Genomic DNA, 26760 nt, shown 5'->3' on the forward strand with positions numbered 1-26760 from the left:
ACTCTTTTATTTATCAGTAGTCAATATGGCGGCTTGCGGGACGGCAGAACCGAAACGGTTGCCGATCAGGAAAGCCAGCAAGCTTATCAGTAACGAGGGCACAATCGGGTGGAAACCCAGGTACTGAATGTTAAATGTAGCGAGTACGGCATAAAGAACGCCGCCGATAATCATCGCGCTCAAAGCGCCCGCCGCGTTTGCCCGCTCCCAGTACAGGCCCAGTACCAGCGGCCACAGGAAGACAGCTTCCAGCCCGCCAAACGCCAGCAGGTTAAGCCAGATAATCATTTCTGGCGGTTTCCAGGCGGCCAGTAGCAGTAACGCGCCGAGCAACAGGGTAATCACTGCCGACATGCGCTTCAGCCGGGTTTCGTTTTTCAGCTGTTCCGGACGCAGGTTCAGGTACAGATCCTTAATGATCGTAGCGGAACTTTGCAGCAATTGGGCATTGATCGTCGACATGATCGCGGCCATGGGGGCCGCGAGGAAGATCCCAGCAGCTACCGGCGGCAACACTTTGACCATTAGCGTAGGGATAACCAGATCCGGCACTGTCAGATCAGGGATCACCGCACGCCCCAACGCACCCGCCAGATGCATACCAAACATCAGGATCGCCACTACGATGGTGCCGATGATAATGCCGCGGTGTACAGCTTTGCTGTCTTTATAAGAGATGCAGCGTACTGCTGTATGCGGCAGCCCAATTACGCCAAAGCACACCAGTACCCAGAATGAGGTCATGAACGTGGGTGACAGAATGTCATCCGCGCCTTGCGGCGAGACCAGTTTAGGGTCGATAGTTTGCAGGGTTACCACCGCATTGCTGAGGCCACCGGCAGCATGAACGACGCCGACCAGCAGAACAATAGTACCAATCAGCATCACCATACCCTGCATGGTGTCGTTCAGTACGCTGGCGCGAAAACCGCCGAACGCCGTATACAATGCGATACTGACGCCAAAAATAAGCAAACCGGTTTCGTAAGGTATACCCGCAGCGGTTTCAAGCAAACGTGCGCCGCCAATAAACTGTACGGTCATTGCTCCGACAAACGCGACCAGCAGGCTAAGGCTTGCCAGCCACACAAGCAGGCGACTCTGGTAGCGGGCAAACAGCATATCGTTGAGGGTAACGGCATTATAACGGCGCGCCAGAATCGCGAATTTCTTACCAAGAATCCCCAGAGAAAGCCAAACGGCGGGCAACTGGATCATCGCCAGCAGCACCCATCCCAGCCCGTATTTGTAAGCGGCGCCAGGACCGCCAATAAACGAGCTGGCGCTAATGTAGGTTGCCGTTAGCGTCATGGCTAATACGACCCCGCCCATTGAGCGGCTGCCGAGGAAATATTCATTCAGGAAAGTGCCGGTCGATCTCTTACGCATGGCGTAAACGGAAAGACCGAAGACCACCAACAGATAGGCGACCAGCGGCAAAATAACTTCAAGCTGCATCGTCATCCTCCAACGGAATGTCGCGATAGATAAACTTCACCATCGCCCAGCACAGCACGATGAAAACCAGCGGCGTTAGCAGGCAGGCCATTTCGAACCAGTGTGGTAAGCCGGTAAAACCGAGCGTGGAATCTGGTAAGTAAGCGGCCACTAACCATGTGGCAAGATATAAAAGGGTCAGCCACAGCGCCCAGCGCGCCTCTTTATGGGCCTGAACAAAACGAGCGTCCATTTTTTGTCCCTTGTGGATAAAGAAAGCGGGGATTGTACCTTATGGCACGTGCGGGAGGGGAGAAAAACAAAAGGCCGGAATTTCCGGCCTTTTCAGTTAACGCACGCTTACTTTTCCTGAAGTCCGAGTTTTTTCTCCAGATAGTGGATATTGGTTCCACCGTGCTGGAAATGCTCGTCATTCATGATGCGGATCTGCAGATCAACGTTGGTTTTGATACCGTCGATGATCAGTTCCTGCAACGCGTTTTTCATACGGGCGATTGCTACGTCGCGGTTTTCGCCATAGCAGATCAGCTTACCGATCATTGAGTCATAGTACGGAGGTACGGTGTAGCCTGCGTAAATATGAGACTCCCAGCGCACACCAAAGCCACCTGGCGCGTGGAAACGCGTGATTTTACCCGGGCTTGGCAGGAAGGTGTTCGGGTCTTCGGCGTTGATACGGCATTCTACCGCATGGCCTTTAACCACAACTTCATCCTGCTTGATGGACAGCGGTTGTCCCGCAGCGATGCGCAGCTGCTCTTTGATCAGGTCAACGCCGGTGATCATTTCGGTTACCGGGTGTTCAACCTGAATACGGGTGTTCATTTCAATGAAGTAGAACTCGCCGTTTTCGAACAGGAACTCGAAAGTACCTGCCCCGCGATAGCCGATATCAACGCACGCTTTGGCGCAACGCTCGCCGATGTAGCGACGCAGTTCCGGAGTAATGCCCGGTGCTGGTGCTTCTTCGACGACTTTCTGGTGACGACGCTGCATGGAGCAGTCACGTTCTGCCAGATAAATCGCGTTACCCTGACCGTCTGCCAGCACCTGAATTTCGATGTGGCGTGGGTTTTCCAGGTACTTCTCCATGTAAACCATGTCGTTGTTGAAAGCCGCTTTCGCTTCCGCTTTGGTCATGGAGATGGATTGTGCCAGTTCGGCATCGCTGCGCACGACGCGCATACCGCGACCGCCGCCGCCGCCGGAGGCTTTGATAATAACTGGATAACCGATGCGCTTCGCATGAGCGCGGTTAGCGTCCATGTCGTCGCCCAGCGGGCCGTCAGAGCCTGGGACTGTTGGTACGCCAGCTTTCTTCATCGCGGTAATTGCGGACACTTTGTCGCCCATCAGGCGGATGGTGTCGGCTTTCGGGCCGATGAAGATAAAGCCGGAACGTTCTACCTGTTCAGCAAAGTTGGCATTCTCAGAGAGGAAGCCATAGCCCGGGTGAATTGCCACTGCGCCGGTGATTTCAGCAGCGCTAATGATAGCCGGGATGTTCAGATAGCTTTTTACGGACGGAGCCGGGCCAATACAGACCGTCTCATCCGCCAGCAATACGTGTTTTAAATCGCGGTCCGCGCTTGAATGCACAGCGACAGTCTTGATGCCCAGCTCTTTACAGGCACGCAGAATACGCAGGGCGATCTCACCGCGGTTGGCGATAACAATTTTATCCAACATGTTCGCCTCGTTATTCGATGACGACCAGCGGCTCGTCAAATTCTACCGGTTGACCGCTTTCTACCAGAATCGCTTTCACTACGCCGGATTTGTCGGCTTCGATCTGGTTCATCATTTTCATGGCTTCAACGATGCACAGGGTATCGCCCGCATTCACTTTCTGGCCGATTTCGATGAACGCTTTCGCATCTGGGCTCGGGGTGCGGTAGAACGTACCAACCATTGGGGAGCGTACGATGTGACCACTGATTTCCGCTGCTGCCGGAGCTTCCATACTTGGAGAGGCAGTTTGTGCGACAGCGTTAGACAGAGCTGGCTGCTGCATCACTGGTGCAGCATAAGCCTGTTGCATCATTGGAAAACTTGCAGCTGGCGCCGCACGGCTGATGCGTACAGACTCTTCGCCTTCAGAAATTTCCAGTTCGGAGATGCCTGATTCTTCAACCAGCTCGATCAGTTTTTTTATCTTACGAATATCCATGAGTGGGTTCCGTACTCTTTGTTTAGTGAGATTGTGACAAGCGTTTTACCGCCGTCTGTATAGCATTTTTATAACAGTGAGTGACAAGATGCCACGCATCTCAGGCATTGCACTGGGTGCGGTTGCCATTAAGTGAGATTGCCAGACTTGTTAGTCATTGTGCGGCTATCTTCTGCCATTTTCGGGTAAAAGACAAAATATACCTTCAACATGCGAATGTCACCCTTTCAGCGCTCTAAAAACGCTACCGGGGATAGCAAAGTCGCACATTATAACTATTTCGTAGCAATTGGCAGCTAAATACTGGTCTTATCAGGGAAGATAATCAACCGTTAACATGTAAAGAAAATCGGATCGTCCACATTTTGTAACGCACTGCACATAACGTGAAACTACCGCCACCACTGGCGAAACTTCTTGTAACGGCAGGCTAACAACACCACAGCGAGTGCTGCATAAATAATCGGTTGAGGGGAGATAATTTTTACCGACCACAGATAATGTATGGGTGCCAGGATCGCCACAAGATAGACGAAGTTGTGCAAATACTGCCAATTTTTGCCCAGTTTTCGCTGAGCCGACTGGGTGGAGGTTAACGTGAGGGCGAATAATATGCCCCAACTGGCAATGCCCAGCATCAAATAAGGTCGCGTGATTAATTCCCGTCCTAACAGCGCCAGATTATGAATGCCCAGTTCCAGGAGTGCGTAGCTGGTTAAATGCAACGTTGCCCAGGCGAAACACCATAGCCCTAACAGGCGCCGTGTGCGTATCAATAATGGCTGTTTAGCGTAGCGCGCGAGGGGAGAGACCAGCAAGGTCGCCAGCAAGAATTTCAGAGCTGTCCTACCGGTAAAGTGCTGGATATCTTTGACCGGGTCTGCACTCAGACCACCGTGATTCACCGCCCAAAATAGCCAGACAAACGGTAAAAAGCCGGCAAGATGCAGGCAAACTTTCAGTCCAGTAATGTGCTTTGCAGTCAGGCGCACTTAAAAATTCTCCTGCAGATTAAGACCACGGTACAGCGAAGCGACCTCGTCGGCGTAACCATTAAACAGCAGCGTGGGTTGGCGCTGAACGTCCAGAATACCGCCTGCGCCAATAAAACGCTCAGTGGCCTGGGACCAGCGCGGGTGATCGACATGCGGATTCACGTTGGCATAAAATCCATATTCATTGGGGGCGGCCAGATTCCAGGTTGTCGGGGGGCGTTCGCGGGTTAGTTTAATACTCACGATCGACTTAATGCCTTTAAATCCGTATTTCCACGGCACAATTAAGCGAATGGGCGCGCCATTTTGCGGAGGAAGAGCTTTTCCATAAACCCCCACGGTAAGGAGAGTGAGTGGATGCATTGCTTCATCCAGACGCAGTCCTTCAACATAGGGATACTTCAGCCCGCCGCCAATAAAGCGATCTTTTTGTCCGGGCATCTCATCCGGTGCGTAGATCGTTTCGAAGGCGACATATTTTGCGTTGCTGGTGGGTTCAACCTGCGCCAGCAGTTTATGTAACGGAAAACCAATCCACGGCACGACCATTGACCAGGCTTCCACACAGCGCATCCGGTAAATCCGTTCTTCCAGTGGGAAACGGGCGGTCAGCGCATCGTGATCGAGGGTGAGTGGTTTTGCCACCTCACCACTGATTTTTAACGTCCACGGATCGGTTTTCAGACTGCCGGCATTGGCTGCCGGATCCGCTTTATCGAGACCGAACTCATAGAAGTTGTTGTAGCCAGAAACTTTATCCGCCGGCGTTAAAGGAAGCGAATTTTGCCAGGCGGCGGGTTTACTGAAATCAAGCGGCTTACCCGCGGGCGCGGGCGGGCGGTCATTCCCCTTAAACCAGCTAAGAAGGTCAGCCTGCGCAGAGAGGGGGAAAGACAACGCGGCGGCGCTGATTCCTAATGCTTTCAGTACCTGGCGGCGTTGCATAAAAAAAGCCGACTCGTCAGTGACGTCGGCTTCTGTAAATGGACGTAATTTCTTCATAACAGACTCCCGGCTTACGCGTCATAACTGACAGGGGACGCGTAGTTAATATGGCAGGGAGTCTGTAGATATGCCGCGAAATTTCGTTAATTAAGTGTAAATTTCTGCGCCAGAGCTTGTTACTTCACCTTCACCAGCGTACGACCTTGCACCTGGTTATTGATGATGGCATCGGCAAACTTCGGCGCATCCGCCAGCGTAATCTCCGTGGCGGCCTGAGCATAGAAAGAGTCCGGCAGATCCTTAACCAGACGCGCCCAGGCTTCTGCCCGGCGTGCCGGCGGGGTCATCACCGAGTCCACCCCTTGCAAACGAACGTTACGCAGAATAAATGGCATCACCGTCGTCGGCAGAGCGAAACCGCCAGCCAGGCCGCAGGCGGCAACGCAGCCACCGTAGTTCATCTGTGCCAGGACTTTTGCCAGAACTTTGTCGCCAACGGTATCAACCGCACCAGCCCACAGCTGTTTTTCCAACGGGCGAGATTCAGCAAATTCATCGCGGCTAAGGATACGGTCAGCGCCCAGGCTCTTCAGGTAGTCGTGAGTGCTTTCGCGACCCGAAACCGCCGCAACCTGATAACCCAGCTTATGCAGTAACGCCACGGCCGTGCTGCCCACGCCGCCGCTGGCGCCGGTGACGACAATCTCACCGTCTTGCGGGCGAATACCTGCATCTTCAAGCGCCATGACGCACAGCATGGCGGTAAAGCCAGCGGTCCCGATGACCATGGCTTTACGTCCGTCCAGCCCTTGTGGCAGCGCAACCAGCCAGTCGCCTTTCACGCGTGCGCGTTCGGCCAGTCCACCCCAATGATTTTCACCCACGCCCCAGCCGGTCAGTAAAACTTCCTGACCGGCATGAAAACGGGGATCTTCGCTTGTGCGCACGGTACCGGCGAAATCGATACCAGGAATCATCGGAAAATTGCGAATGATTTTACCCTTGCCGGTGATAGCCAGGGCGTCTTTATAGTTCAGGCTTGACCAGTGGACATCCACCGTCACATCGCCTTCCGGTAGCTGATTTTCGTCGAGGGGTTGAACGGATGCGAGGGTTTTTCCGTCCTGCTGTTCTAAGATCAAAGCCTGCATAACCTGTCCTCAATTCGTATAGTGGATTGGAAAATTATTAATGAAGACTATACTCGCTAATCAAAACATGATGCCGATTCCGCGCAATAAATTGCCAGATATACCTAATTTGGTAGTATGCCCACACTGTTTGTATAAATGGACGGATTTTGCGTTCAGTTTTGCATTTTCGCGCCGCTTTATCACTTTCATGCCTGTTTCATAACTGTCGGAGTTAACACAAGGATGCGATTAACGACGAAATTTTCAGCTTTTGTGACGCTGCTTACAGGGTTAACGATCTTCGTAACTCTGATCGGTTGCTCGCTGAGTTTCTATAACGCGATTCAATATAAGTTCACCACCCGTGTTCAGGCGGTGGCGACAGCGATTGATACGCACCTTGTCTCCCGCGATGTCGTTGCGCTAACCCCGCAAATCGATGAACTGATGGTTTCGGTTGATATCGTGCGCGTCGAACTGCTACAGGGCGAACACGTGGTGTATGACCACTCCCGAACCAGTAGCTACCGCCCGGCGGGGACGAACAATCTGTATCGTGATGTCACCGTCCCGTTGGTCAAACACCCGGGCATGTCGCTGCGTCTGGTTTATCAGGATCCAATGGGCAACTATTTCCATTCGCTGATGACTACCGCGCCACTCACGTTGGCGATTGCTTTCATTATACTGATGCTCTTTTTGTCTGTGCGCTGGCTTCAGCGTCAGCTTTCAGGTCAAGAGTTGCTGGAGATTCGTTCAACGCGCATTCTTAACGGCGAACGTGGACCGAACGTGCGGGGGACTGTTTATGAATGGCCTGCGCGTACAAGTAGCGCGCTCGATATGCTGCTGACCGAAATTCAAAGTGCCCGCGAGCAACGTAGCCGACTGGATACGCTGATTCGTTCCTATGTGGCGCAGGATACAAAAACCGGGCTAAGCAACCGCCTGTTCTTTGATAACCAACTGGCAACGCTGCTGGAAGATCAGGAAAAAGTGGGATCGCATGGCGTCGTGATGATGGTACGCCTGCCGGACTTTACGCTGCTGCGCGATAGCTGGGGAATTACCCTTGCTGAAGAACAAATTTCAACGTTAATCAATTTGTTGTCGACTTTTATGACGCGCTATCCGGGCGCGTTGCTGGCGCGCTACCACCGTAGCGATTTTGCCATCCTGTTGCCACACCGCACGCTGAAAGAGGCGGAAAGTATTGCCGGGCAATTATTAAAAGCGGTAGATGCGCTTCCGGCTAATAAAATGATCGACCGTGCCGATATGGTTCATATTGGCATTTGTGTTTGCCGCAGCGGCCAGTCGACGGAACAAGTGATGGATCACGCCGAAGCCGCCACGCGGAACTCGGTATTGCAGGGTGGGAACAGTTGGTCGGTCTATGATGACTCACTACCGGAAAAAGGTCGGGGTAACGTACGCTGGCGAACGCTGATCGAACAGATGCTCAGCCGGGGTGGACCAAGAATTTATCAAAAGCCTGCGGTAACCCGTGAAGGACGGGTGCACCACCGGGAGCTGATGTGCCGTATTTTTGATGGCAGCGAAGAGGTTATTTCGGCGGAATATATGCCGATGGTCCTGCAGTTTGGCCTGGCAGAAGAATATGACCGTCTGCAAATCAGCCGTCTGATCTTACTGTTGGGCTACTGGCCGCAGGAAAACCTGGCGATGCAGACAACGGTTGAATCGCTAATTCGCCCACGTTTTCAGCGCTGGCTACGTGATACGCTGATGCAGTGCGAAAAATCATTACGCAAACGCATAATTATTGAACTTGCTGAGGCAGATGTCTGTCAACATATCAGCCGGTTACAGCCCGTCATCAGATTGATGAATGCGCTGGGTGTGCGAATTGCCGTTACGCAGGCGGGTTTAACGCTGGTGAGCACCAGTTGGATCAAAGAGCTTAACGTTGAGTTATTGAAGCTGCATCCAAGCCTGGTGAGGAATATTGATAAGCGAACCGAAAACCAGCTCCTGGTGCAAAGCCTGGTGGAGGCTTGTTCTGGAACACCAACGCAGGTTTACGCCACGGGCGTTCGTTCGCGTAGCGAGTGGCATACGCTGACGGAACGCGGAGTTGCGGGTGGGCAAGGGGATTTTTTTGCCGCATCACAGCCACTTGACACTAACGTGAAAAAATATTCGCAAAGATACTCGGTTTAACCTGCCGTTTAATTCGTTTTCACGTAGAATAACGCGCGCTGTGCCTTCTGGGGGTGTGCTTGTCTGCTCGCCAGGTTGTAACAGCAAACATGCAGGTGAATGACCTTTGACAGGTTGCAAACAAAAGCGAGGAGTGCTGCTGATTTATTCAGCCCTGATGGACTCAGGCCGATTTTGTAACAAAGGAAACGAACTGCACTAATTTTCACCGTAGCAGATGATTTTTGCGCCTTGTCGCTGCTGCGTGTGGTTGGTAAAGTAAGCGGATTTTGTTTTCCGCCCCAGCTTTCAGGATTATCCCTTAGTATGTTGAAAAAATTTCGTGGCATGTTTTCCAATGACCTGTCCATTGACCTGGGTACCGCGAATACCCTTATTTATGTAAAAGGACAAGGCATCGTATTGAATGAGCCTTCTGTTGTGGCCATTCGTCAGGATCGTGCCGGCTCGCCAAAAAGCGTAGCCGCAGTGGGCCATGACGCGAAGCAGATGCTGGGTCGTACACCGGGCAATATCGCTGCCATTCGCCCAATGAAAGACGGCGTTATCGCTGACTTCTTCGTGACTGAAAAAATGCTCCAGCACTTTATCAAACAAGTGCACAGCAATAGCTTCATGCGCCCAAGCCCGCGCGTACTGGTATGTGTACCGGTTGGAGCAACTCAGGTTGAACGCCGCGCGATCCGTGAATCCGCTCAGGGCGCAGGTGCCCGTGAAGTATTCCTGATCGAAGAGCCGATGGCGGCTGCGATCGGGGCGGGTCTGCCAGTTTCTGAAGCAACCGGTTCTATGGTTGTGGATATCGGTGGTGGTACAACTGAAGTTGCCGTTATCTCCCTGAACGGCGTGGTTTACTCCTCTTCTGTACGTATTGGCGGTGACCGCTTCGACGAAGCCATCATTAATTATGTTCGTCGTAACTACGGTTCTCTGATCGGTGAAGCCACCGCAGAACGTATTAAACACGAAATCGGTTCCGCTTATCCGGGCGACGAAGTACGCGAGATCGAAGTTCGCGGCCGTAACCTGGCAGAGGGTGTTCCACGCGGCTTTACCCTGAACTCCAACGAGATTCTGGAAGCCCTGCAGGAACCGCTGACCGGTATCGTGAGCGCGGTGATGGTTGCACTGGAACAGTGTCCGCCAGAACTGGCGTCTGACATCTCCGAACGCGGCATGGTACTGACCGGTGGCGGTGCTCTGCTGCGTAACCTTGACCGTCTGTTAATGGAAGAAACCGGTATTCCAGTTGTTGTTGCTGAAGATCCGCTGACCTGCGTGGCGCGCGGTGGCGGCAAGGCGCTGGAAATGATCGATATGCACGGCGGCGACCTGTTCAGCGAAGAGTAATCGGATGCAGGTAGGGTAGCCCGCGGGTTGCCCTTCCGCTCTGATACGAGAATACGCATAGACTATGAAGCCAATTTTTAGCCGTGGCCCGTCGCTACAGATTCGCCTTATTCTGGCGGTGCTGGTGGCGCTCGGCGTTATTATTGCCGACAGCCGCCTGGGTACGTTTAGTCAAATCCGAACGTACATGGATACCGCCGTCAGTCCTTTCTACTTTATCTCAAATGGTCCTCGTGAATTACTCGACGGCGTTTCGCAAACGCTGGCTTCGCGTGACCAACTCGAACTTGAAAATCGGGCGTTGCGTCAGGAACTGCTGCTGAAAAACAGCGAGCTGCTGATGCTGGGGCAATATAAACAGGAGAACGCGCGTTTGCGTGAGCTGCTGGGATCGCCGCTGCGTCAGGACGAACAAAAGATGGTGACGCAGGTCATCTCGACGGTTAATGACCCTTACAGCGATCAGGTGGTGATCGACAAAGGGAGCGTTAACGGGGTCTACGAAGGTCAGCCGGTTATTAGCGACAAAGGCGTTGTGGGTCAGGTCGTAGCGGTGGCTAAACTGACCAGCCGCGTGCTGCTGATTTGCGATGCGACGCATGCTCTGCCCATTCAGGTACTGCGTAACGATATCCGCGTGATCGCTGCCGGTAACGGCTGCACCGACGATCTTCAGCTCGAACACCTGCCGGCCAACACCGACATTCGCGTTGGCGATGTGCTGGTTACCTCGGGTCTGGGGGGACGTTTCCCTGAAGGCTATCCGGTTGGTGTTGTTTCTTCCGTTAAGCTGGACACTCAGCGCGCTTATACCGTGATTCAGGCACGCCCGACCGCAGGTCTGCAGCGTCTGCGTTATCTGCTGCTGTTGTGGGGCGCCGATCGTAACGGCGCAAATCCGATGACGCCAGAAGAAGTGCACCGCGTTGCCAATGAACGTCTGATGCAAATGATGCCGCAAGTTCTGCCTGCACCAGATGCCATGGGGCCGCCTGCGCCAGTGCCAGCTCCCGCAACAGGCGTGACTCCAGCGCCTGCGGGTACCACGCCGCCACAACCTGCTCCGCGTAAGCCGGGAGGACAGTAAGTGGCAAGCTATCGTAGCCAGGGACGTTGGGTGATTTGGCTCTCGTTCCTTATTGCACTGTTGCTGCAAGTCATGCCCTGGCCGGACGATATTCTGGTTTTCCGGCCAAACTGGGTACTGCTCATCTTGTTGTACTGGATCCTGGCGCTGCCGCATCGCGTAAATGTGGGCACGGGGTTTGTGGTGGGTGCCATACTGGATCTCATCAGCGGCTCCACGCTTGGCGTGCGCGCATTGTCGATGAGTATCATTGCTTATCTGGTCGCGCTGAAATTCCAGCTATTCCGTAACCTCGCGCTCTGGCAACAGGCGCTGGTGGTCATGTTGTTATCACTGGTCGTGGATATTATTGTTTTCTGGGCCGAGTTTTTAGTGATCAATGTCTCTTTCAGACCCGAAGTGTTCTGGAGTAGTGTAGTGAATGGTGTGCTTTGGCCATGGCTATTCTTACTGATGCGTAAAGTCCGTCAGCAGTTTGCGGTGCAATAAGGTTGATATGAATACTCTGTATCTTGCTTCAGGTTCTCCACGTCGTCAGGAGCTGCTCGCTCAGCTTGGTGTTAGGTTTGAACGGCTGGTGCCTGGGATTGAAGAACAGCGACACCCGCAGGAGAGCGCGCAGCAGTATGTTTCGCGTCTGGCACGCGAAAAAGCGCAGGCTGGCGTGGCGCTGGCGCAGCGCGATTTGCCGGTATTGGGTGCGGATACCATTGTTATCCTTAATGGCGAAGTGCTGGAAAAACCACACGACGCCGCCCATGCCGCAGTAATGCTGCGCAAACTGTCGGGCAAAACGCATCAGGTCATGACCGCCGTGGCATTGGCCGACCGCCGGCACAGTCTGGACTGTCTGGTGGTGACGGAAGTGACGTTCAGAGCACTAACCGATGAGGACATCGCGGGCTATATTGCCAGCGGTGAACCAATGGATAAAGCAGGTGCATACGGTATTCAAGGGTTGGGTGGCTGTTTTGTCAGGAAGATCAATGGCAGCTATCACGCCGTAGTCGGCTTACCGCTGGTAGAAACGTATGAGTTGCTGACCAATTTTAACGCACTGCGTGAGAAAAGGGATAAACATGACGGCTGAATTGTTGGTAAACGTAACGCCATCGGAAACTCGGGTGGCTTACATTGATGGCGGTATTCTGCAGGAAATTCATATTGAACGTGAGGCGCGACGCGGAATCGTAGGCAATATCTACAAAGGTCGTGTAAGTCGTGTACTTCCGGGTATGCAGGCGGCTTTTGTAGATATTGGACTGGATAAAGCCGCATTTCTTCACGCTTCAGACATCATGCCGCACACCGAATGCGTGGCGGGTGAAGAACAAAAACAGTTCACCGTGCGCGACATTTCTGAACTGGTGCGCCAGGGCCAGGATCTGATGGTGCAGGTGGTAAAAGATCCGTTGGGTACTAAGGGCGCACGCCTGACGACGGACATCACGCTTCCTTCCCGTTACCTCGTCTTTATGCCAGGTGCTTCGCACGTTGGCGTTTCCCAACGTATCGAAAGCGAAACCGAACGCGAACGCCTGAAAAAAGTGGTGGCGGATTACTGCGATGAACAGGGCGGATTCATCATTCGCACAGCGGCGGAAGGCGTCTGCGAGGAGGATCTAGCCTCAGATGCTGCCTACCTGAAGCGCGTCTGGACTAAAGTCATGGAGCGTAAAAAGCGCCCGCAAACGCGCTACCAGATGTACGGCGAACTGGCGCTGGCGCAGCGCGTGTTGCGTGATTTTGCTGATGCCCAGCTTGACCGGATCCGCGTTGACTCTCGTCTTACTTATGAAGCGTTGCTGGAGTTCACAGCGGAATATATCCCCGAGATGACCAGCAAGCTGGAACATTACAGCGGGCGCCAGCCCATTTTTGATCTCTTTGACGTTGAGAATGAAATCCAGCGCGCGCTGGAACGCAAGGTTGAACTGAAATCCGGCGGCTATCTGATCATCGATCAAACTGAAGCAATGACCACCGTCGATATCAATACCGGAGCGTTTGTTGGGCATCGTAATCTCGACGACACTATCTTTAATACTAATATTGAAGCAACGCAGGCCATTGCTCGTCAGCTGCGTCTGCGTAACCTCGGCGGCATTATCATTATCGATTTTATCGACATGAATAATGAAGATCACCGTCGACGGGTGCTGCACTCTCTGGAACAGGCGCTGAGCAAGGATCGCGTAAAAACCAGCATCAACGGTTTTTCACAGCTGGGCCTGGTGGAGATGACGCGCAAACGCACGCGTGAAAGCGTGGAGCATGTGTTGTGCAACGAGTGTCCGACCTGTCATGGGCGCGGTACGGTGAAAACCGTGGAAACTGTATGCTATGAAATCATGCGCGAAATCGTGCGGGTACACCATGCATATGACTCCGATCGTTTCCTGGTTTATGCATCTCCGGCAGTGGCTGAAACCCTGAAGGGTGAAGAGTCACATGCGTTGGCGGAAGTGGAAATCTTTGTCGGCAAACAGGTTAAAGTACAAGTCGAACCGCTGTATAACCAGGAGCAGTTCGACGTTGTCATGATGTAATCTGGCCTGGTAAACGCCCAATGGCGATACCTTGCAGGCCGGAGAAGGCGTTCACGCCGCCATCCGGCAAGACGGTTTTGTGAGTCACATTTTTTGGTAGACAAGGAGAGGCGCGTGAGGCGATTGCCGGGGATATTACTGCTCACTGGAGCCGCATTCGTTGTCATCGCAGCGCTGCTGGTCAGTGGGCTGCGCCTTGCGCTGCCTCATCTTGATAGCTGGCGTCCGGCCATCCTTGGCAAGATTGAATCCGCCACCGGTCTGCCCGTCTCCGCCAGCCAACTTTCCGCTAGCTGGCAAAATTTCGGGCCTACTCTTGAAGCGCGCGATATCCACGCGCAGCTTAAAGATGGCGGTGAATTTTCGGTAAAGCGCGTTACATTAGCGCTGGATGTCTGGCAAAGCTTGCTGCACATGCGCTGGCAGTTTCGCGATCTCACCTTCTGGCAGTTGCAGCTGCGTACCAATACCCCCATCCAGCGCAGCGAAAGCGGTGATGGAATTGAAGCCGGCCACCTGAGCGATCTCTTCCTGCGTCAGTTTGATCATTTCGATCTACGCGACAGCCAGATTAGCTTTTTAACCCTCTCAGGCCAGCGTGCAGAACTGGCGATCCCGCAGCTTACCTGGCTTAACGGTAAAAACCGACATCGCGCTGAAGGGCAGGTCAGTCTCTCCAGTCTGACCGGGCAGCACGGTGTTATGCAGGTTCGAATGGATCTGCGTGATGACAACGGGCTGTTGAATAACGGTCGGGTCTGGCTGCAGGCCGACGATATCGACGTCAAGCCGTGGCTGGGTAAATGGATGCAGGATAATGTCGCGTTGCAAACCGCGCGTTTTAGCCTGGAAGCATGGATGACGATCAGAAAAGGCGTCGTTTCCGGCGGCGATGTCTGGCTGAAAAAAGGTGGGGCAAGTTGGCTGGGAGAGAATCGTACGCACACGCTCTCCGTCGATAACTTGACGGCGCACATCAGCCGCGAGCAGTCGGGCTGGCAATTCTCCATTCCCGATACCCGTATCACGATGGATGATAAACCCTGGCCAAGCGGGGCGTTAACGCTGGCCTGGATCCCTGAACAGGAAGTCGGCGGCGAGAATAACAAACGCAGCGACGAGCTACGCATCCGCGCCAGCAATCTGGAGCTGGCCGGGTTAGAAGGGCTGCGTCCGATGGCGGCCAAGTTATCGCCTGCGCTGGGTGATATCTGGCGGGCCACGCAGCCGAGCGGCAAAATAGATGTGCTGGCGCTGGATATCCCGTTACAGGCAACAGAAAAAACTCGCTTCCAGTCCTCGTGGACCAATCTGGCCTGGAAACAGTGGAAGCTGCTGCCAGGGGCAGAACATTTCTCCGGTACGCTCGCGGGCAGCGTTGAAAACGGGGCGCTCACTGCTTCCATGAAGCAAGCTAAAATGCCGTATGAAACCGTCTTTCGCGCACCGCTGGAAATAGAGGATGGCGTAGCGACGCTAAGCTGGCTGAAGAACGATAAAGGTTTCCAGTTAGATGGGCGCAACATTGATGTTAAAGCGAAAGCGGTACGCGCACGTGGTGGTTTTCGCTATCTGCAGCCCGCCAATGATGAGCCATGGTTGGGCATTCTGGCAGGTATCAGCACCGACGATGGCTCTCAGGCCTGGCGTTACTTCCCGGAAAACCTGATGGGCAAAGAGCTGGTTGATTACCTCAGCGGCGCTATTCAGGGCGGCGAAGCGGATAACGCCACGTTGGTGTATGGCGGCGACCCGCATCTGTTCCCGTATCTACACAATGAAGGGCAGTTCCAGGTACTGGTGCCGCTTCGCAATGCGAAGTTTGCTTTCCAGCCCGACTGGCCCGCGCTGACTGACCTTAATATTGAACTGAACTTCATTAACGACGGTCTGTGGATGAAGACCGATAGCGTTAATCTGGGCGGTGTGAAGGCCAGTAATCTGACGGCTAACATCCCCGACTATGCCAAAGAAAAACTGCTGATTGATGCCGACATCAACGGGCCGGGCAAGGCGGTTGGACCTTATTTTGATGAGACGCCATTGAAGGATTCACTCGGCGCTACGCTTGAGCAGTTGCAGATTGACGGCGATGTGAATGCTCGCTTACATCTTGATATTCCGCTAGACGGCTCGCTGGTTACCGCCAAAGGTGACGTCAACCTGCATAATAACAGCCTGTTTATTAAACCGCTCGACAGCACGCTGAAGAATTTGAATGGTAAATTCAGCTTTATCAACGGCGATCTGAAGAGCGAGCCGATGACCGCGAACTGGTTTAATCAGCCGCTGAACGTCGACTTTTCCACGACCGAAGGGGCGAAAGCCTATCAGGTAGCCGTGAATCTGCAAGGTGACTGGCAGCCAAGCCGCATGGGGATTTTACCGACGCAGGTCAACGACGCGTTGAATGGCAGCATAGCGTGGAATGGCAAGGTAGGAATCGATCTTCCGTATCATGCCGGGCCGACCTACAACGTTGAGTTAAAGGGCGACCTCAAGAATGTAAGTAGTCACTTACCTTCTCCGCTGAATAAGGCGGCCGGTGAGGCGTTGCCGGTGAACGTTAAGGCCAACGGCAATCTGCGCAGCTTTGATCTGACCGGCAACGCTGGCAGCAAGAATCATTTTAATAGCCGCTGGCTGCTGAATCAGAAACTGACGCTTGACCGCGCAATCTGGGCGTCGGAAAGCCGCACCGTGCCAGCGTTACCCGATCAACAAGGCATAGAGCTTAATCTTCCCCCTATGGATGGCGCGCAATGGCTGGCGTTATTCCAGAAAGGCGCTGTGGATAACGTGGGCAGCAACGCTAACTTCCCGCAGCGCATCACGGTGCGTACGCCATCGTTATCCCTGGGCGGTCAACAGTGGAATAATTTGAGTATCGTTTCTGAGCCTGCGAGCAATGGCTCCACCGTGCAGGCGCAGGGCCGTGAAATTAACGCCACGCTGGCTATGCGCAATAATGCGCCGTGGCTGGCCAATATTAAGTATCTTTATTACAACCCTAGCGCGGCAAAACCGTCACAAAATAGTACGCCAGCCTCGCCGTTCTCAGCCATCGACAACGTCAGCTTCCGTGGCTGGCCGGACCTTCAGCTGCGCTGTGCCGAGTGCTGGATGTGGGGACAGAAATACGGGCGCATTGACGCCGATGTAGCGATTAAAGGCGACACGCTCACCTTGAGTAACGGTCTGTTGGATACGGGTTTTGCCAGACTGACCACCGACGGCGTGTGGGTGAATGCGCCGGGCAAGGAGCGAACGTCGCTGAAGGGTAAACTGAGCGGCAACAAAATTGACTCCGCAGCCGGTTTCTTTGGCGTATCAACGCCGATTCGCAATTCTTCATTCAACGTGGAGTATGATCTGCATTGGCGTAATCCGCCGTGGGATCCTGATGTAGCTTCGCTGAATGGTATTTTGCGTACCCGGCTGGGCAAAGGCGAACTTACCGAACTCAGTACCGGACATGCTGGGCAACTGTTACGTCTGCTAAGCTTCGATGCGTTACTGCGTAAACTGCGCTTTGATTTTAGCGACACCTTCAGCGAAGGCTTCTATTTCGACTCGATTCGCAGCACTGCGTGGATCAAAGATGGTGTGATGCATACCGACGACACGCTGGTGGACGGTCTGGAAGCCGATATTGCGATGAAAGGTTCAGTGAACCTGGTACGCCGGGATCTGGACATGGAAGCCATCGTTGCACCAGAAATATCTGCCACCGTAGGCGTTGCCGCCGCGTTTGCCGTCAACCCGATTGTTGGTGCGGCGGTGTTTGCCGCCAGTAAGGTGCTGGGGCCGCTGTGGAGCAAAGTCTCGATTCTGCGCTATCGCATCACCGGTCCGGTCGATAAGCCGCAAATTAACGAAGTTCTGCGTCAGCCGCGCAAAGAAAGCCAGCAATGATTTGACGGGGGCGAGTAATTGCCCCAATCTCAGTACATAGTATTGCCGGATGGCGCAGCGCTTATCCGGCCTACAGCAGCCTAACAACGTAGGCCGGATAAGGCGTTTTTTCCGCTATCCGGCAGAATTAAATGAGTAATCAAAACGATGAGTCTGAACCTGGTAAGTGAACAATTGCTAGCGGCAAATGGCCTGAAACATCAGGATCTGTTTGCCATCCTGGGCCAACTGGCCGAACGCCGTCTTGATTACGGCGATCTCTATTTTCAGTCGAGCTATCACGAATCCTGGGTTTTAGAAGACCGCATCATTAAAGATGGTTCTTACAATATCGATCAGGGCGTTGGCGTGCGCGCCATCAGCGGCGAGAAAACAGGGTTTGCCTATGCAGACCAGATTAGCCTGTTGGCGCTGGAACAAAGCGCTCATGCCGCGCGTACTATCGTGCGTGACAACGGTGACGGCAAAGTAAAAACGCTGGGGGCCGTGGAGCATCAGGCGCTTTACACCTCGGTTGATCCGTTGCAGAGCATGAGCCGCGAAGAAAAACTCGATATCCTGCGCCGCGTAGACAACGTGGCCCGTGCCGCCGACAAACGCGTCCAGGAAGTGACCGCCAGCCTGACCGGTGTTTATGAACTGATCCTGGTGGCCGCGACTGATGGTACGCTGGCCGCTGACGTCCGCCCGCTGGTACGTTTGTCCGTAAGCGTACAGGTCGAAGAGGACGGTAAGCGTGAGCGCGGCGCCAGCGGTGGCGGCGGTCGTTTTGGCTATGACTATTTCCTTGGCGACCTCGATGGTGAAGTCCGTGCCGACGCGTGGGCGAAAGAGGCCGTACGCATGGCGTTAGTCAATCTGTCCGCGGTAGCAGCGCCTGCTGGTACGCTGCCGGTGGTACTCGGCGCTGGTTGGCCTGGCGTTCTGCTGCATGAAGCGGTCGGTCATGGTCTGGAAGGTGATTTTAACCGCCGTGGCACCTCGGTATTCAGTGGTCACATGGGTGAACTGGTGGCATCAGAACTGTGTACCGTTGTGGATGATGGCACAATGGCGGACCGTCGTGGTTCTGTGGCTATCGATGACGAAGGGACACCGGGTCAGTACAACGTGCTGATCGAAAACGGCATTCTGAAAGGCTACATGCAGGACAAACTGAATGCGCGTCTGATGGGCGTAGCGCCAACGGGTAACGGTCGCCGTGAATCTTACGCGCACCTGCCGATGCCGCGTATGACCAACACCTATATGCTGCCGGGAAAATCCACGCCGCAGGAAATCATCGAATCCGTTGAATACGGTATTTATGCGCCTAACTTTGGCGGCGGTCAGGTAGATATCACCTCCGGGAAATTTGTATTCTCGACGTCCGAAGCGTACCTGATTGAAAACGGTAAAGTGACCAAACCGGTGAAAGGCGCAACGCTGATTGGCTCCGGTATCGAAGCGATGCAGCAGATTTCGATGGTGGGTAACGACCTGAAACTGGATAACGGGGTTGGCGTTTGCGGTAAAGAAGGACAGAGCTTGCCGGTGGGCGTGGGCCAGCCGACGCTGAAGGTGGATAACTTGACCGTAGGTGGCACCGCGTAACGACCCGGTCGCCGGATAGCGCTCAGCGTATCCGGCCTGGAATGTGCGTTGGCACTGAATGTAGGCCCGGTAAGCAAAGCGCTACCGGGCTTTTTTATTTCTCTTTGCCCCGGCCGTACATCCCCTGAAACAGCTGCGCCACATCGACAAAATAATCCGTCAGATAGTTAATCACCACCTGGACCTTGAGCGGTAGTTTGTCTTTTTCGGTATACAGTGCATAGACCGGACGTGGATCCGACTGGTAGCGGGGCAACAGGATCTCCACTTCGCCACGATTGATCTCATTGATCACCCACATCAGCGGCACATAGGCAATACCCGCGCCTGCGGCCAGCCAGCGCACCAGCGTCATCGGATCGTTAGTCACGAAGCGCCCTTCTGGGATCAGGCGGGTAGAGATCCCCTCCGGAGCGATAAGTTCGAATTCATTATCCGGGCGCACGCTGTATTCCAGCCACGAGTGGTTACTGAGATCGGCGGGTTTTTCCGGCACGCCAAACTGCGCGAGATAGCTTTTAGCGGCGCAGACCACCATCGGCATGGTTCCCAGGCGACGTGAAAACAGGCTGGAGTCCTGCAACGCGCCGACGCGAATAACCACGTCCAGACCGTCGGCGATTAAATCCGGTGCCGGGATGCCTGTTACCAGATTTACCGTCAATCCTGGATACTCTTTCAGCATCGTTGCGGTCAACCCAGCGAGGACATTTTGTGCCATGGTTGAAGAACAGCCAATGCGCAAGGTGCCGATGGGCGTGTTGTTAAAGGCATAAAGCTGCTCGTGAACATCCTGTGCTTCGTGCAGCATCCGGCGGCAGCCCTGATAATAAATTTTACCGGCTTCGGTTAGCCCAATGCTGCGTGTGCTGCGGTTTAGCAGCTTGACCTGTAGCTCATCTTCCAGTTTAGAGACCGTCTGGCTTATCGATGAAACGCTCATTTGTAGCTGTCTTGCGGCGGCGGTGAAGGAGCCCAGTTCGACAACTTTGGCAAACACCGACATACGTTTTAATCGTTCCATTGTTCACTCTGACTTAAAAGTGATTTAGATCACATAATATAGATAACAGCATAACAGTTACGTTAATATATTATTATTCAAATAACAGCTATGTCGCTCTCGCCTGGCTCATCCTTGCCCTTCTCTGCGGTGACATACGCTAGAAAATCTATCACCTGCACTCTCTTAAGCTACCAAGGTCAACATGAGTCTGTTTCCCGTTATCGTGGTGTTTGGTCTGTCCTTCCCACCGATTTTTTTCGAATTACTTTTGTCACTGGCGATTTTCTGGCTGGTGCGCCGGGTACTGGTTCCAACTGGCATCTATGATTTTGTCTGGCACCCGGCTCTGTTTAACACCGCGCTGTATTGCTGCCTGTTCTATTTAATAACGCGCCTGTTCGTTTGAGGTTGAAGTGAAAACACTAACAAGAAAACTCTCCCGTACGGCCACGACTCTCGTACTGGTCATTCTGGCCTTCATCGCCATTTTCCGCGCATGGGTGTTCTACACCGAGTCGCCGTGGACGCGAGATGCGCGCTTCAGCGCCGACGTTGTGGCAATAGCCCCGGATGTCGCCGGGCTTATCACTAACGTCAACGTTCATGATAATCAACTGGTGAAGAAAGACCAGGTTCTGTTTACCATCGATCAGCCGCGCTATAAAAAAGCGCTCGAAGAAGCGGAAGCAGACGTCGCCTACTATCAGGTGTTATCACAGGAAAAACGCCAGGAGGCCAGCCGTCGTAATCGGCTGGGCGTGCAGGCTATGTCTCGTGAAGAGATCGACCAGTCAAACAATGTCTTGCAAACCGTATTACACCAGCTTGCGAAGGCGCAGGCGACCCGCGACCTGGCGAAATTAGATCTGGAACGTACCGTCATTCGCGCGCCAGCAGATGGCTGGGTGACTAACCTGAACGTCTACAGCGGCGAATTTATTACTCGCGGCTCTACGGCGGTGGCGTTGGTCAAACAGCATTCTTTTTATGTGCTGGCCTATATGGAAGAAACCAAGCTGGAAGGCGTCCGCCCTGGGTATCGCGCAGAGATCACCCCGCTGGGCAGTAATCATGTGCTGAAGGGCACCGTTGATAGCGTGGCGGCTGGCGTAACGAATGCCAGCAGCACTCGGGACGCAAAGGGTATGGCGACCATTGATTCCAATCTTGAATGGGTGCGCCTGGCGCAGCGTGTACCGGTGCGAATTCGTCTTGATGAGCAGCAGGGCACCCTGTGGCCTGCGGGGACTACGGCTACCGTCGTCATTACCGGCAAGCAGGATCGCGATGCAAGCCGGGAATCCTTCTTCCGTAAAATGGCGCACCGCCTGCGCGAGTTTGGCTAATCGTGATGGGCATTTTCTCTATTGCCAACCAGCATATCCGCTTTGCGGTGAAACTGGCGTGCGCGATTGTACTGGCGCTGTTCGTTGGCTTTCACTTCCAACTTGAGACCCCGCGCTGGGCGGTGCTGACCGCCGCCATTGTGGCGGCTGGCCCGGCCTTTGCCGCTGGCGGAGAGCCCTATTCTGGTGCTATACGCTATCGCGGCATGCTGCGTATTGTCGGGACATTTATTGGCTGTATTGCTGCACTGATCATTATCATCAGCATGATCCGCGCCCCGTTATTGATGATCCTGGTGTGTTGTATCTGGGCCGGTTTTTGTACCTGGATCTCGTCGCTTGTGAAGATCGAAAACTCCTATGCCTGGGGACTTTCGGGCTATACGGCGCTGATCATCGTCATTACCATCCAGGCTGAACCGCTGCTGACGCCGCAATTTGCGCTCGAACGCTGTAGTGAAATAGTGATGGGGATTGTCTGTGCTATTGTGGCCGATCTGCTCTTTTCGCCCCGTTCGGTGAAACAGGAGATTGATGTCGAACTGGACAGCCTGCTGGTGGCGCAGTATCAGCTTATGCAGCTGTGCATTAAGCATGGTGACAGTGAAGAAGTGGACAAAGCCTGGGGCGATTTAGTCCGACGTACGGCGGCACTGGAAGGCATGCGAAGTAACCTGAATATGGAGTCCTCACGCTGGGGGCGGGCTAACCGCAGACTCAAAGCATTGAACACGCTGTCACTCACGCTCATCACGCAGTCCTGCGAAACCTATCTTATTCAGAACACTCGGCCCGAACTGATCACTGATACCTTCCGCGAGTTGTTCAATATGCCGGTTGAAACGGTGCAGGATGTTCATAAACAGTTGAAGCGGATGCGGCGGGTGATTGCCTGGACCGGCGAACGCGAAACGCCGATCACGATATATAGTTGGGCAGGCGCCGCGACGCGCTACCTGTTGCTCAAACGCGGTGTACTGAGTAATACCAAAATTAGCTCCACGGAAGAAGAGATCCTGCAAGGTGAGCCAGTAGTGAAGGTGGAGTCTGCCGAGCGCCATCATGCGATGGTCAACTTCTGGCGCACCACGCTTTCTTGTGTCTTGGGAACTTTATTCTGGCTGTGGACCGGATGGACCTCCGGCAGCGGCGCAATGGTGATGATTGCGGTTGTCACTTCGCTGGCAATGCGTTTGCCCAACCCGCGCATGGTGGCGATTGACTTTATTTACGGTACGTTGGCGGCGTTACCGCTCGGGGCGCTCTATTTCCTGGTGATTATCCCCAATACGCAACAAAGCATGTTGTTACTGTGCCTGAGCCTGGCGGTGCTGGGGTTCTTTCTGGGTATAGAGGTACAGAAACGACGGCTGGGATCAATGGGGGCGCTGGCCAGCACTATTAATATCATCGTGCTGGATAACCCGATGACCTTCCACTTTAGCCAGTTCCTTGATAGTGCGCTGGGGCAAATTGTTGGCTGCGTGCTGGCATTTATCGTCATTTTGTTGGTGCGCGATAACTCTCGTGACAGAACGGGTCGCGTGTTGCTCAACCAGTTTGTCTCGGCGGCGGTTTCAGCGATGACCACCAACGTGGTACGTCGTAAAGAAAACCATCTCCCGGCGCTTTATCAGCAGCTGTTTTTGCTGATGAACAAATTTCCCGGCGACCTGGCGAAGTTTCGCCTGGCGCTGACGATGATCATTGCACATCAGCGCCTGCGCGATGCGCCGATACCGGTAAACGAGGATCTATCCGCGTTCCATCGCCAGCTTCGTCGCACTGCGGATCACGTGATTTCCGCAGGAAACGACGACAAGCGCCGACGCTACTTTAGCCAGCTGCTGGAAGAGCTTGAGATCTATCAGGAGAAATTAATCATCTGGCAAGCGCCACCGCAGGTGACCGAGCCGGTAAAACGACTTAGCGGGATGCTGCACAAATACCAGCATGCGCTGACCAGTAATTAAGAGTTGGAAACCGACGCTAAAAGCGTCGGTTTTTTTATGGCTATACTTACCTGAAAATGCAGGAGGTTCCTGCATATTGATGGTCTGTAGAGTGACTGGCGTCGGGATGGTGGCTATAGATGAACATCTATACATTTGATTTTGACGAGATAGAAGACCAGGGGGATTTCTACCGTGAGTTTACGCGCGCGTTCGGTCTCGCCCGGGAAAAGGTGGTTGATTTAGATTCTCTGTGGGAGGTGGTTATCGGGGACGTTTTACCGCTGCCGCTGGAGATTGAATTTGTTCATTTGCCGGACAAGCTACGCAGGCGATACGGCGCGCTGATTTTACTGTTCGATGAAGCGGAAGAAGAGCTGGAAGGACAGCTGCGCTTTAACGTTCGTCACTCAATGTAAGGCATAAAAAAGCCCCCGGCAGGCGGGGGCAAGTCGTCGGACTAGACGACGAGGGTTTATTTGTAGAGTTCTGCAGTCGCGTGCCAGTGAGCGCCTTCACGGAGTTCGGTGACGCGATAGCTGCTGGCACCCGCTTTTTCAGCTTTAGCGGCGATAGCCTGACGCATGTCCATTGGTGAGCTACCGATCTGAGATACGGAGATGCTGCCCATGGATTGCAGGTTCTGTGCTTCTTGTGAGTTCACCTGAGTCACTGCGGCGCTTGCACCGAAAGAGAGAACAGAAAGAAGGCTTAAGGTTGCAATAGTTGTTTTGATTTTCATGATATTTACCTCGTCGAATTCTTTTATTGGGGTCTGCGTTTCGTGACCCTCATCACAAAATCAAGTATACACTAATCACTCGATAAATTAATACCACGCTAATTGTTTCCGTACGGGTTAAGTATTAAGAAAAATATTTTTTATAACAAAACGGAATTAAAAATAGGGTTTTAAGCATCAATTTTATAATAAATTCAATTAAATCATTGAGATATGAATTTTTGCAAAATGTGCGTTTTTAACTCTTCATATTCGCTATGTGAATGACTTTTGACGGTTAAACGCACCATTTGTTAAATCAATGGCAGTGGATAATAGAGGTAGGAGGGTGGATACAGAGGTTTTTCCCCGCCGCGAGGCGACGGGGAGGAAGTATTACAGCTCTTGTTCAAACAGTTCCAGAATGGCTTCGTACAAATCTTTTACCGTAAAACCCTTAGCTGGGGTGGTGAAGATGGTATCGTCACCGGCAATTGTACCCAGAATACCTTCCGCTTTACCTAATGAGTCCAGCAGACGTGCAATCAACTGAGCAGCGCCAGGGCTGGTATGAATAACCACAACTGCATCGTTGTAATCGATATCCAATACCAGATTTTTCAGTGGACTGGATGTTGTAGGTACCCCTAACTCTGCCGGCAGGCAGTACACCATTTCCATTTTCGCATTGCGGGTACGCACGGCGCCGAACTTGGTCAGCATGCGAGAAACCTTGGACTGATTGATATTATCAAAGCCCTGATCCTGCAACGCGAGGACGATTTCGCCCTGAGAGCTGAACTTTTCTTCTTTAAGCAGCGCTTTAAACGCCTTTACTAATTCTTCTTGTTTTGCCGAGCTTCGCATAAGTCACCCGTAATATGGCGGTAGAAACAACATTATTGTGCATACAGATGAATTTTTATGCAAACAGTCTGCCTTGTTCAAGGCTGAAATAATGTTATGAAAGAGCGGAATTTTATCAAATTTCGTTATCAAGAAACATGCCTGTGTCACGGCTCGCAAATAAGGTTAAAAGTAAATTAAATGTTATCAAATTGATGTTGTTTTGAGAGGTGGGTAGGGTATATTGTCAGCACCTGTTGGAAAGTTGCTCTACTGTGCGGGTGGTTTTGAATTACGTAACTTAGGTTTTATTTTACGTAAGTTAAATGCATAAAAGCCAAATTTGCGTGACTACGCATTCTTGACGCGTGGTTGTTGTATTCGTTGGATTTGTGAATTAAGGTCGCCGCCGCGGAGCAATAGACACTTTGCTTATCAATATAATAAGGAGTTTAGGATGAAAGTTGCAGTCCTCGGCGCTGCTGGTGGTATCGGTCAGGCGCTAGCATTACTGTTAAAAACCCAACTGCCTTCAGGTTCAGAACTCTCCCTGTACGACATCGCTCCAGTAACGCCTGGCGTGGCCGTTGATTTGAGCCATATCCCTACTGCTGTGAAAATCAAAGGCTTCAGCGGCGAAGACGCTACTCCTGCACTGGAAGGTGCTGATGTGGTACTGATCTCTGCGGGTGTTGCACGTAAACCGGGTATGGATCGTTCCGACCTGTTCAACGTTAACGCCGGTATCGTGAAGAACCTGGTGCAGCAGGTTGCTAAAACCTGCCCGAAAGCATGTATCGGTATCATCACCAACCCGGTGAACACGACCGTTGCTATCGCTGCAGAAGTGCTGAAAAAAGCAGGCGTATACGATAAGAACAAACTGTTTGGCGTGACCACGCTGGACATCATCCGCTCCAACACCTTTGTTGCGGAACTGAAAGGCAAGCAGCCTGGTGACGTTGAAGTCCCGGTTATTGGCGGCCACTCTGGCGTGACCATTCTCCCGCTGCTGTCACAAATCCCTGGCGTGAGCTTCACTGAGCAAGAAGCGGCTGACCTGACCAAACGTATCCAGAATGCGGGTACAGAAGTTGTGGAAGCTAAAGCCGGTGGCGGATCTGCAACTCTGTCTATGGGTCAGGCCGCAGCACGTTTCGGCCTGTCACTGGTTCGCGCGCTGAGCGGCGAAAAAGGCGTGGTTGAATGTGCTTACGTTGAAGGCGACGGCCAGTATGCTCGCTTCTTCTCTCAGCCGCTGCTGTTGGGTAAAAACGGCGTAGAAGAACGCCAGTCTATCGGCAAGCTGAGCGCATTTGAGCAGAGCTCGCTGGAAGGTATGCTGGATACGCTGAAGAAAGATATCACCCTGGGTGAAGAGTTCGTTAAATAACGCCTTTATGTAGGCCGGATGGCGGTGTTTAACGCTTTATCCGTCCTACAAATATCGCGAATTTGACGCATAAAAAAACCGGAGCTATCTCCGGTTTTTTTACATCATTTCGTTTGT

Annotated in this window: 23 protein-coding genes; 13 read left to right on the forward strand and 10 right to left on the reverse strand. The window is 53.1% G+C overall.

Annotated features, from left to right (window positions below):
• Positions 1–6: 6 nt before the first annotated feature.
• The 7 genes from panF to HV243_RS02230 form a co-directional block, all read right to left on the reverse strand.
• Entirely contained in the window at positions 7–1458 is a 1452-nt protein-coding gene (gene panF, locus HV243_RS02200) for a sodium/pantothenate symporter (protein ID WP_016157593.1), read from the reverse strand.
• Positions 1448–1690, reverse strand: a complete 243-nt coding sequence (locus HV243_RS02205) for a YhdT family protein (RefSeq protein WP_016154721.1) — start codon at positions 1688–1690, stop codon at positions 1448–1450. The genes panF and HV243_RS02205 overlap by 11 nt, the downstream gene beginning before the upstream one ends.
• Positions 1691–1797: 107 nt before the next feature.
• Positions 1798–3147 carry an acetyl-CoA carboxylase biotin carboxylase subunit gene (accC, locus tag HV243_RS02210; RefSeq protein ID WP_003828838.1) on the reverse strand — a complete coding sequence of 450 codons (1350 nt, stop codon included), beginning with the start codon at positions 3145–3147 and terminating at the stop codon, positions 1798–1800.
• 10 nt (positions 3148–3157) lie between these two features.
• Positions 3158–3628, reverse strand: a complete 471-nt coding sequence (gene accB, locus HV243_RS02215; protein WP_003025210.1) for an acetyl-CoA carboxylase biotin carboxyl carrier protein — start codon at positions 3626–3628, stop codon at positions 3158–3160.
• 392 nt (positions 3629–4020) lie between these two features.
• Positions 4021–4620: a protein-methionine-sulfoxide reductase heme-binding subunit MsrQ gene (gene msrQ / locus HV243_RS02220; protein ID WP_016157592.1), complete on the reverse strand. Its 600-nt coding sequence runs from the start codon at positions 4618–4620 to the stop codon at positions 4021–4023.
• Positions 4621–5625, reverse strand: coding sequence for a protein-methionine-sulfoxide reductase catalytic subunit MsrP (msrP, locus tag HV243_RS02225; protein ID WP_016157591.1), 1005 nt, complete (start codon positions 5623–5625; stop codon positions 4621–4623). It lies immediately after the preceding gene.
• A gap of 119 nt (positions 5626–5744) precedes the next feature.
• A complete protein-coding gene (locus HV243_RS02230; protein ID WP_047413938.1) occupies positions 5745–6719 on the reverse strand; it encodes an MDR family oxidoreductase in 975 nt (324 codons plus the stop codon).
• A 225-nt stretch (positions 6720–6944) separates the two neighbouring features.
• On the opposite strand from HV243_RS02230, the gene csrD reads away from it, so the two are divergent.
• From csrD to tldD, 8 genes are all read left to right on the forward strand, one after another.
• On the forward strand, positions 6945–8885 hold the full coding sequence (csrD, locus tag HV243_RS02235) for an RNase E specificity factor CsrD (protein WP_016154717.1): 1941 nt from the start codon (positions 6945–6947) through the stop codon (positions 8883–8885).
• 306 nt (positions 8886–9191) lie between these two features.
• Positions 9192–10235, forward strand: coding sequence for a rod shape-determining protein MreB (gene mreB, locus HV243_RS02240; protein ID WP_000913396.1), 1044 nt, complete (start codon positions 9192–9194; stop codon positions 10233–10235).
• A 64-nt stretch (positions 10236–10299) separates the two neighbouring features.
• On the forward strand, positions 10300–11322 hold the full coding sequence (gene mreC, locus HV243_RS02245; protein ID WP_016154716.1) for a rod shape-determining protein MreC: 1023 nt from the start codon (positions 10300–10302) through the stop codon (positions 11320–11322).
• Positions 11323–11811 (forward strand): rod shape-determining protein MreD, encoded by a 489-nt coding sequence (gene mreD / locus HV243_RS02250; protein ID WP_003025196.1) that lies wholly within the window; start codon positions 11323–11325, stop codon positions 11809–11811.
• Positions 11812–11818: 7 nt separating this feature from the next.
• Positions 11819–12412: a nucleoside triphosphate pyrophosphatase gene (locus HV243_RS02255; RefSeq protein ID WP_047358540.1), complete on the forward strand. Its 594-nt coding sequence runs from the start codon at positions 11819–11821 to the stop codon at positions 12410–12412.
• Positions 12402–13871, forward strand: coding sequence for a ribonuclease G (rng, locus tag HV243_RS02260; protein WP_003828822.1), 1470 nt, complete (start codon positions 12402–12404; stop codon positions 13869–13871). The genes HV243_RS02255 and rng overlap by 11 nt, the downstream gene beginning before the upstream one ends.
• Positions 13872–13985: 114 nt before the next feature.
• Positions 13986–17786 carry an AsmA2 domain-containing protein YhdP gene (yhdP, locus tag HV243_RS02265; RefSeq protein ID WP_053389872.1) on the forward strand — a complete coding sequence of 1267 codons (3801 nt, stop codon included), beginning with the start codon at positions 13986–13988 and terminating at the stop codon, positions 17784–17786.
• A gap of 147 nt (positions 17787–17933) precedes the next feature.
• Positions 17934–19379, forward strand: coding sequence for a metalloprotease TldD (tldD, locus tag HV243_RS02270; RefSeq protein ID WP_016154713.1), 1446 nt, complete (start codon positions 17934–17936; stop codon positions 19377–19379).
• Between the two features lie 94 nt (positions 19380–19473).
• On the opposite strand, the gene aaeR is transcribed toward tldD, so the two are convergent.
• On the reverse strand, positions 19474–20403 hold the full coding sequence (aaeR, locus tag HV243_RS02275; RefSeq protein ID WP_016157586.1) for an HTH-type transcriptional activator AaeR: 930 nt from the start codon (positions 20401–20403) through the stop codon (positions 19474–19476).
• 184 nt (positions 20404–20587) lie between these two features.
• Here aaeR and aaeX point away from each other — a divergent pair, with 184 nt between their 5' ends.
• The 4 genes from aaeX (at position 20588) to HV243_RS02295 (ending at position 24102) form a co-directional block, all read left to right on the forward strand.
• Positions 20588–20791 (forward strand): p-hydroxybenzoic acid efflux pump operon protein AaeX, encoded by a 204-nt coding sequence (aaeX, locus tag HV243_RS02280; protein ID WP_003025177.1) that lies wholly within the window; start codon positions 20588–20590, stop codon positions 20789–20791.
• A 7-nt stretch (positions 20792–20798) separates the two neighbouring features.
• Positions 20799–21731 carry a p-hydroxybenzoic acid efflux pump subunit AaeA gene (gene aaeA / locus HV243_RS02285; protein WP_016154711.1) on the forward strand — a complete coding sequence of 311 codons (933 nt, stop codon included), beginning with the start codon at positions 20799–20801 and terminating at the stop codon, positions 21729–21731.
• 5 nt (positions 21732–21736) lie between these two features.
• Entirely contained in the window at positions 21737–23704 is a 1968-nt protein-coding gene (gene aaeB, locus HV243_RS02290) for a p-hydroxybenzoic acid efflux pump subunit AaeB (RefSeq protein WP_053390107.1), read from the forward strand.
• A 119-nt stretch (positions 23705–23823) separates the two neighbouring features.
• Positions 23824–24102: a barnase inhibitor gene (locus tag HV243_RS02295; protein ID WP_016154709.1), complete on the forward strand. Its 279-nt coding sequence runs from the start codon at positions 23824–23826 to the stop codon at positions 24100–24102.
• 56 nt (positions 24103–24158) lie between these two features.
• Here the strand turns inward: HV243_RS02295 and yhcN are convergent, their stop codons facing one another.
• Together yhcN and argR are read right to left on the reverse strand one after the other, a co-directional pair.
• Positions 24159–24425 (reverse strand): peroxide/acid stress response protein YhcN, encoded by a 267-nt coding sequence (yhcN, locus tag HV243_RS02300; protein ID WP_003025165.1) that lies wholly within the window; start codon positions 24423–24425, stop codon positions 24159–24161.
• Positions 24426–24800: 375 nt separating this feature from the next.
• A complete protein-coding gene (argR, locus tag HV243_RS02305) occupies positions 24801–25271 on the reverse strand; it encodes a transcriptional regulator ArgR (protein WP_003025162.1) in 471 nt (156 codons plus the stop codon).
• A gap of 436 nt (positions 25272–25707) precedes the next feature.
• Between argR and mdh the strand changes: the two genes are divergently transcribed.
• Positions 25708–26643 carry a malate dehydrogenase gene (gene mdh / locus HV243_RS02310; protein ID WP_008785953.1) on the forward strand — a complete coding sequence of 312 codons (936 nt, stop codon included), beginning with the start codon at positions 25708–25710 and terminating at the stop codon, positions 26641–26643.
• Positions 26644–26760: the final 117 nt, after the last annotated feature.

Source organism: Citrobacter sp. RHBSTW-00599 (assembly GCF_013784065.1).
Taxonomy (GTDB): domain Bacteria; phylum Pseudomonadota; class Gammaproteobacteria; order Enterobacterales; family Enterobacteriaceae; genus Citrobacter; species Citrobacter braakii.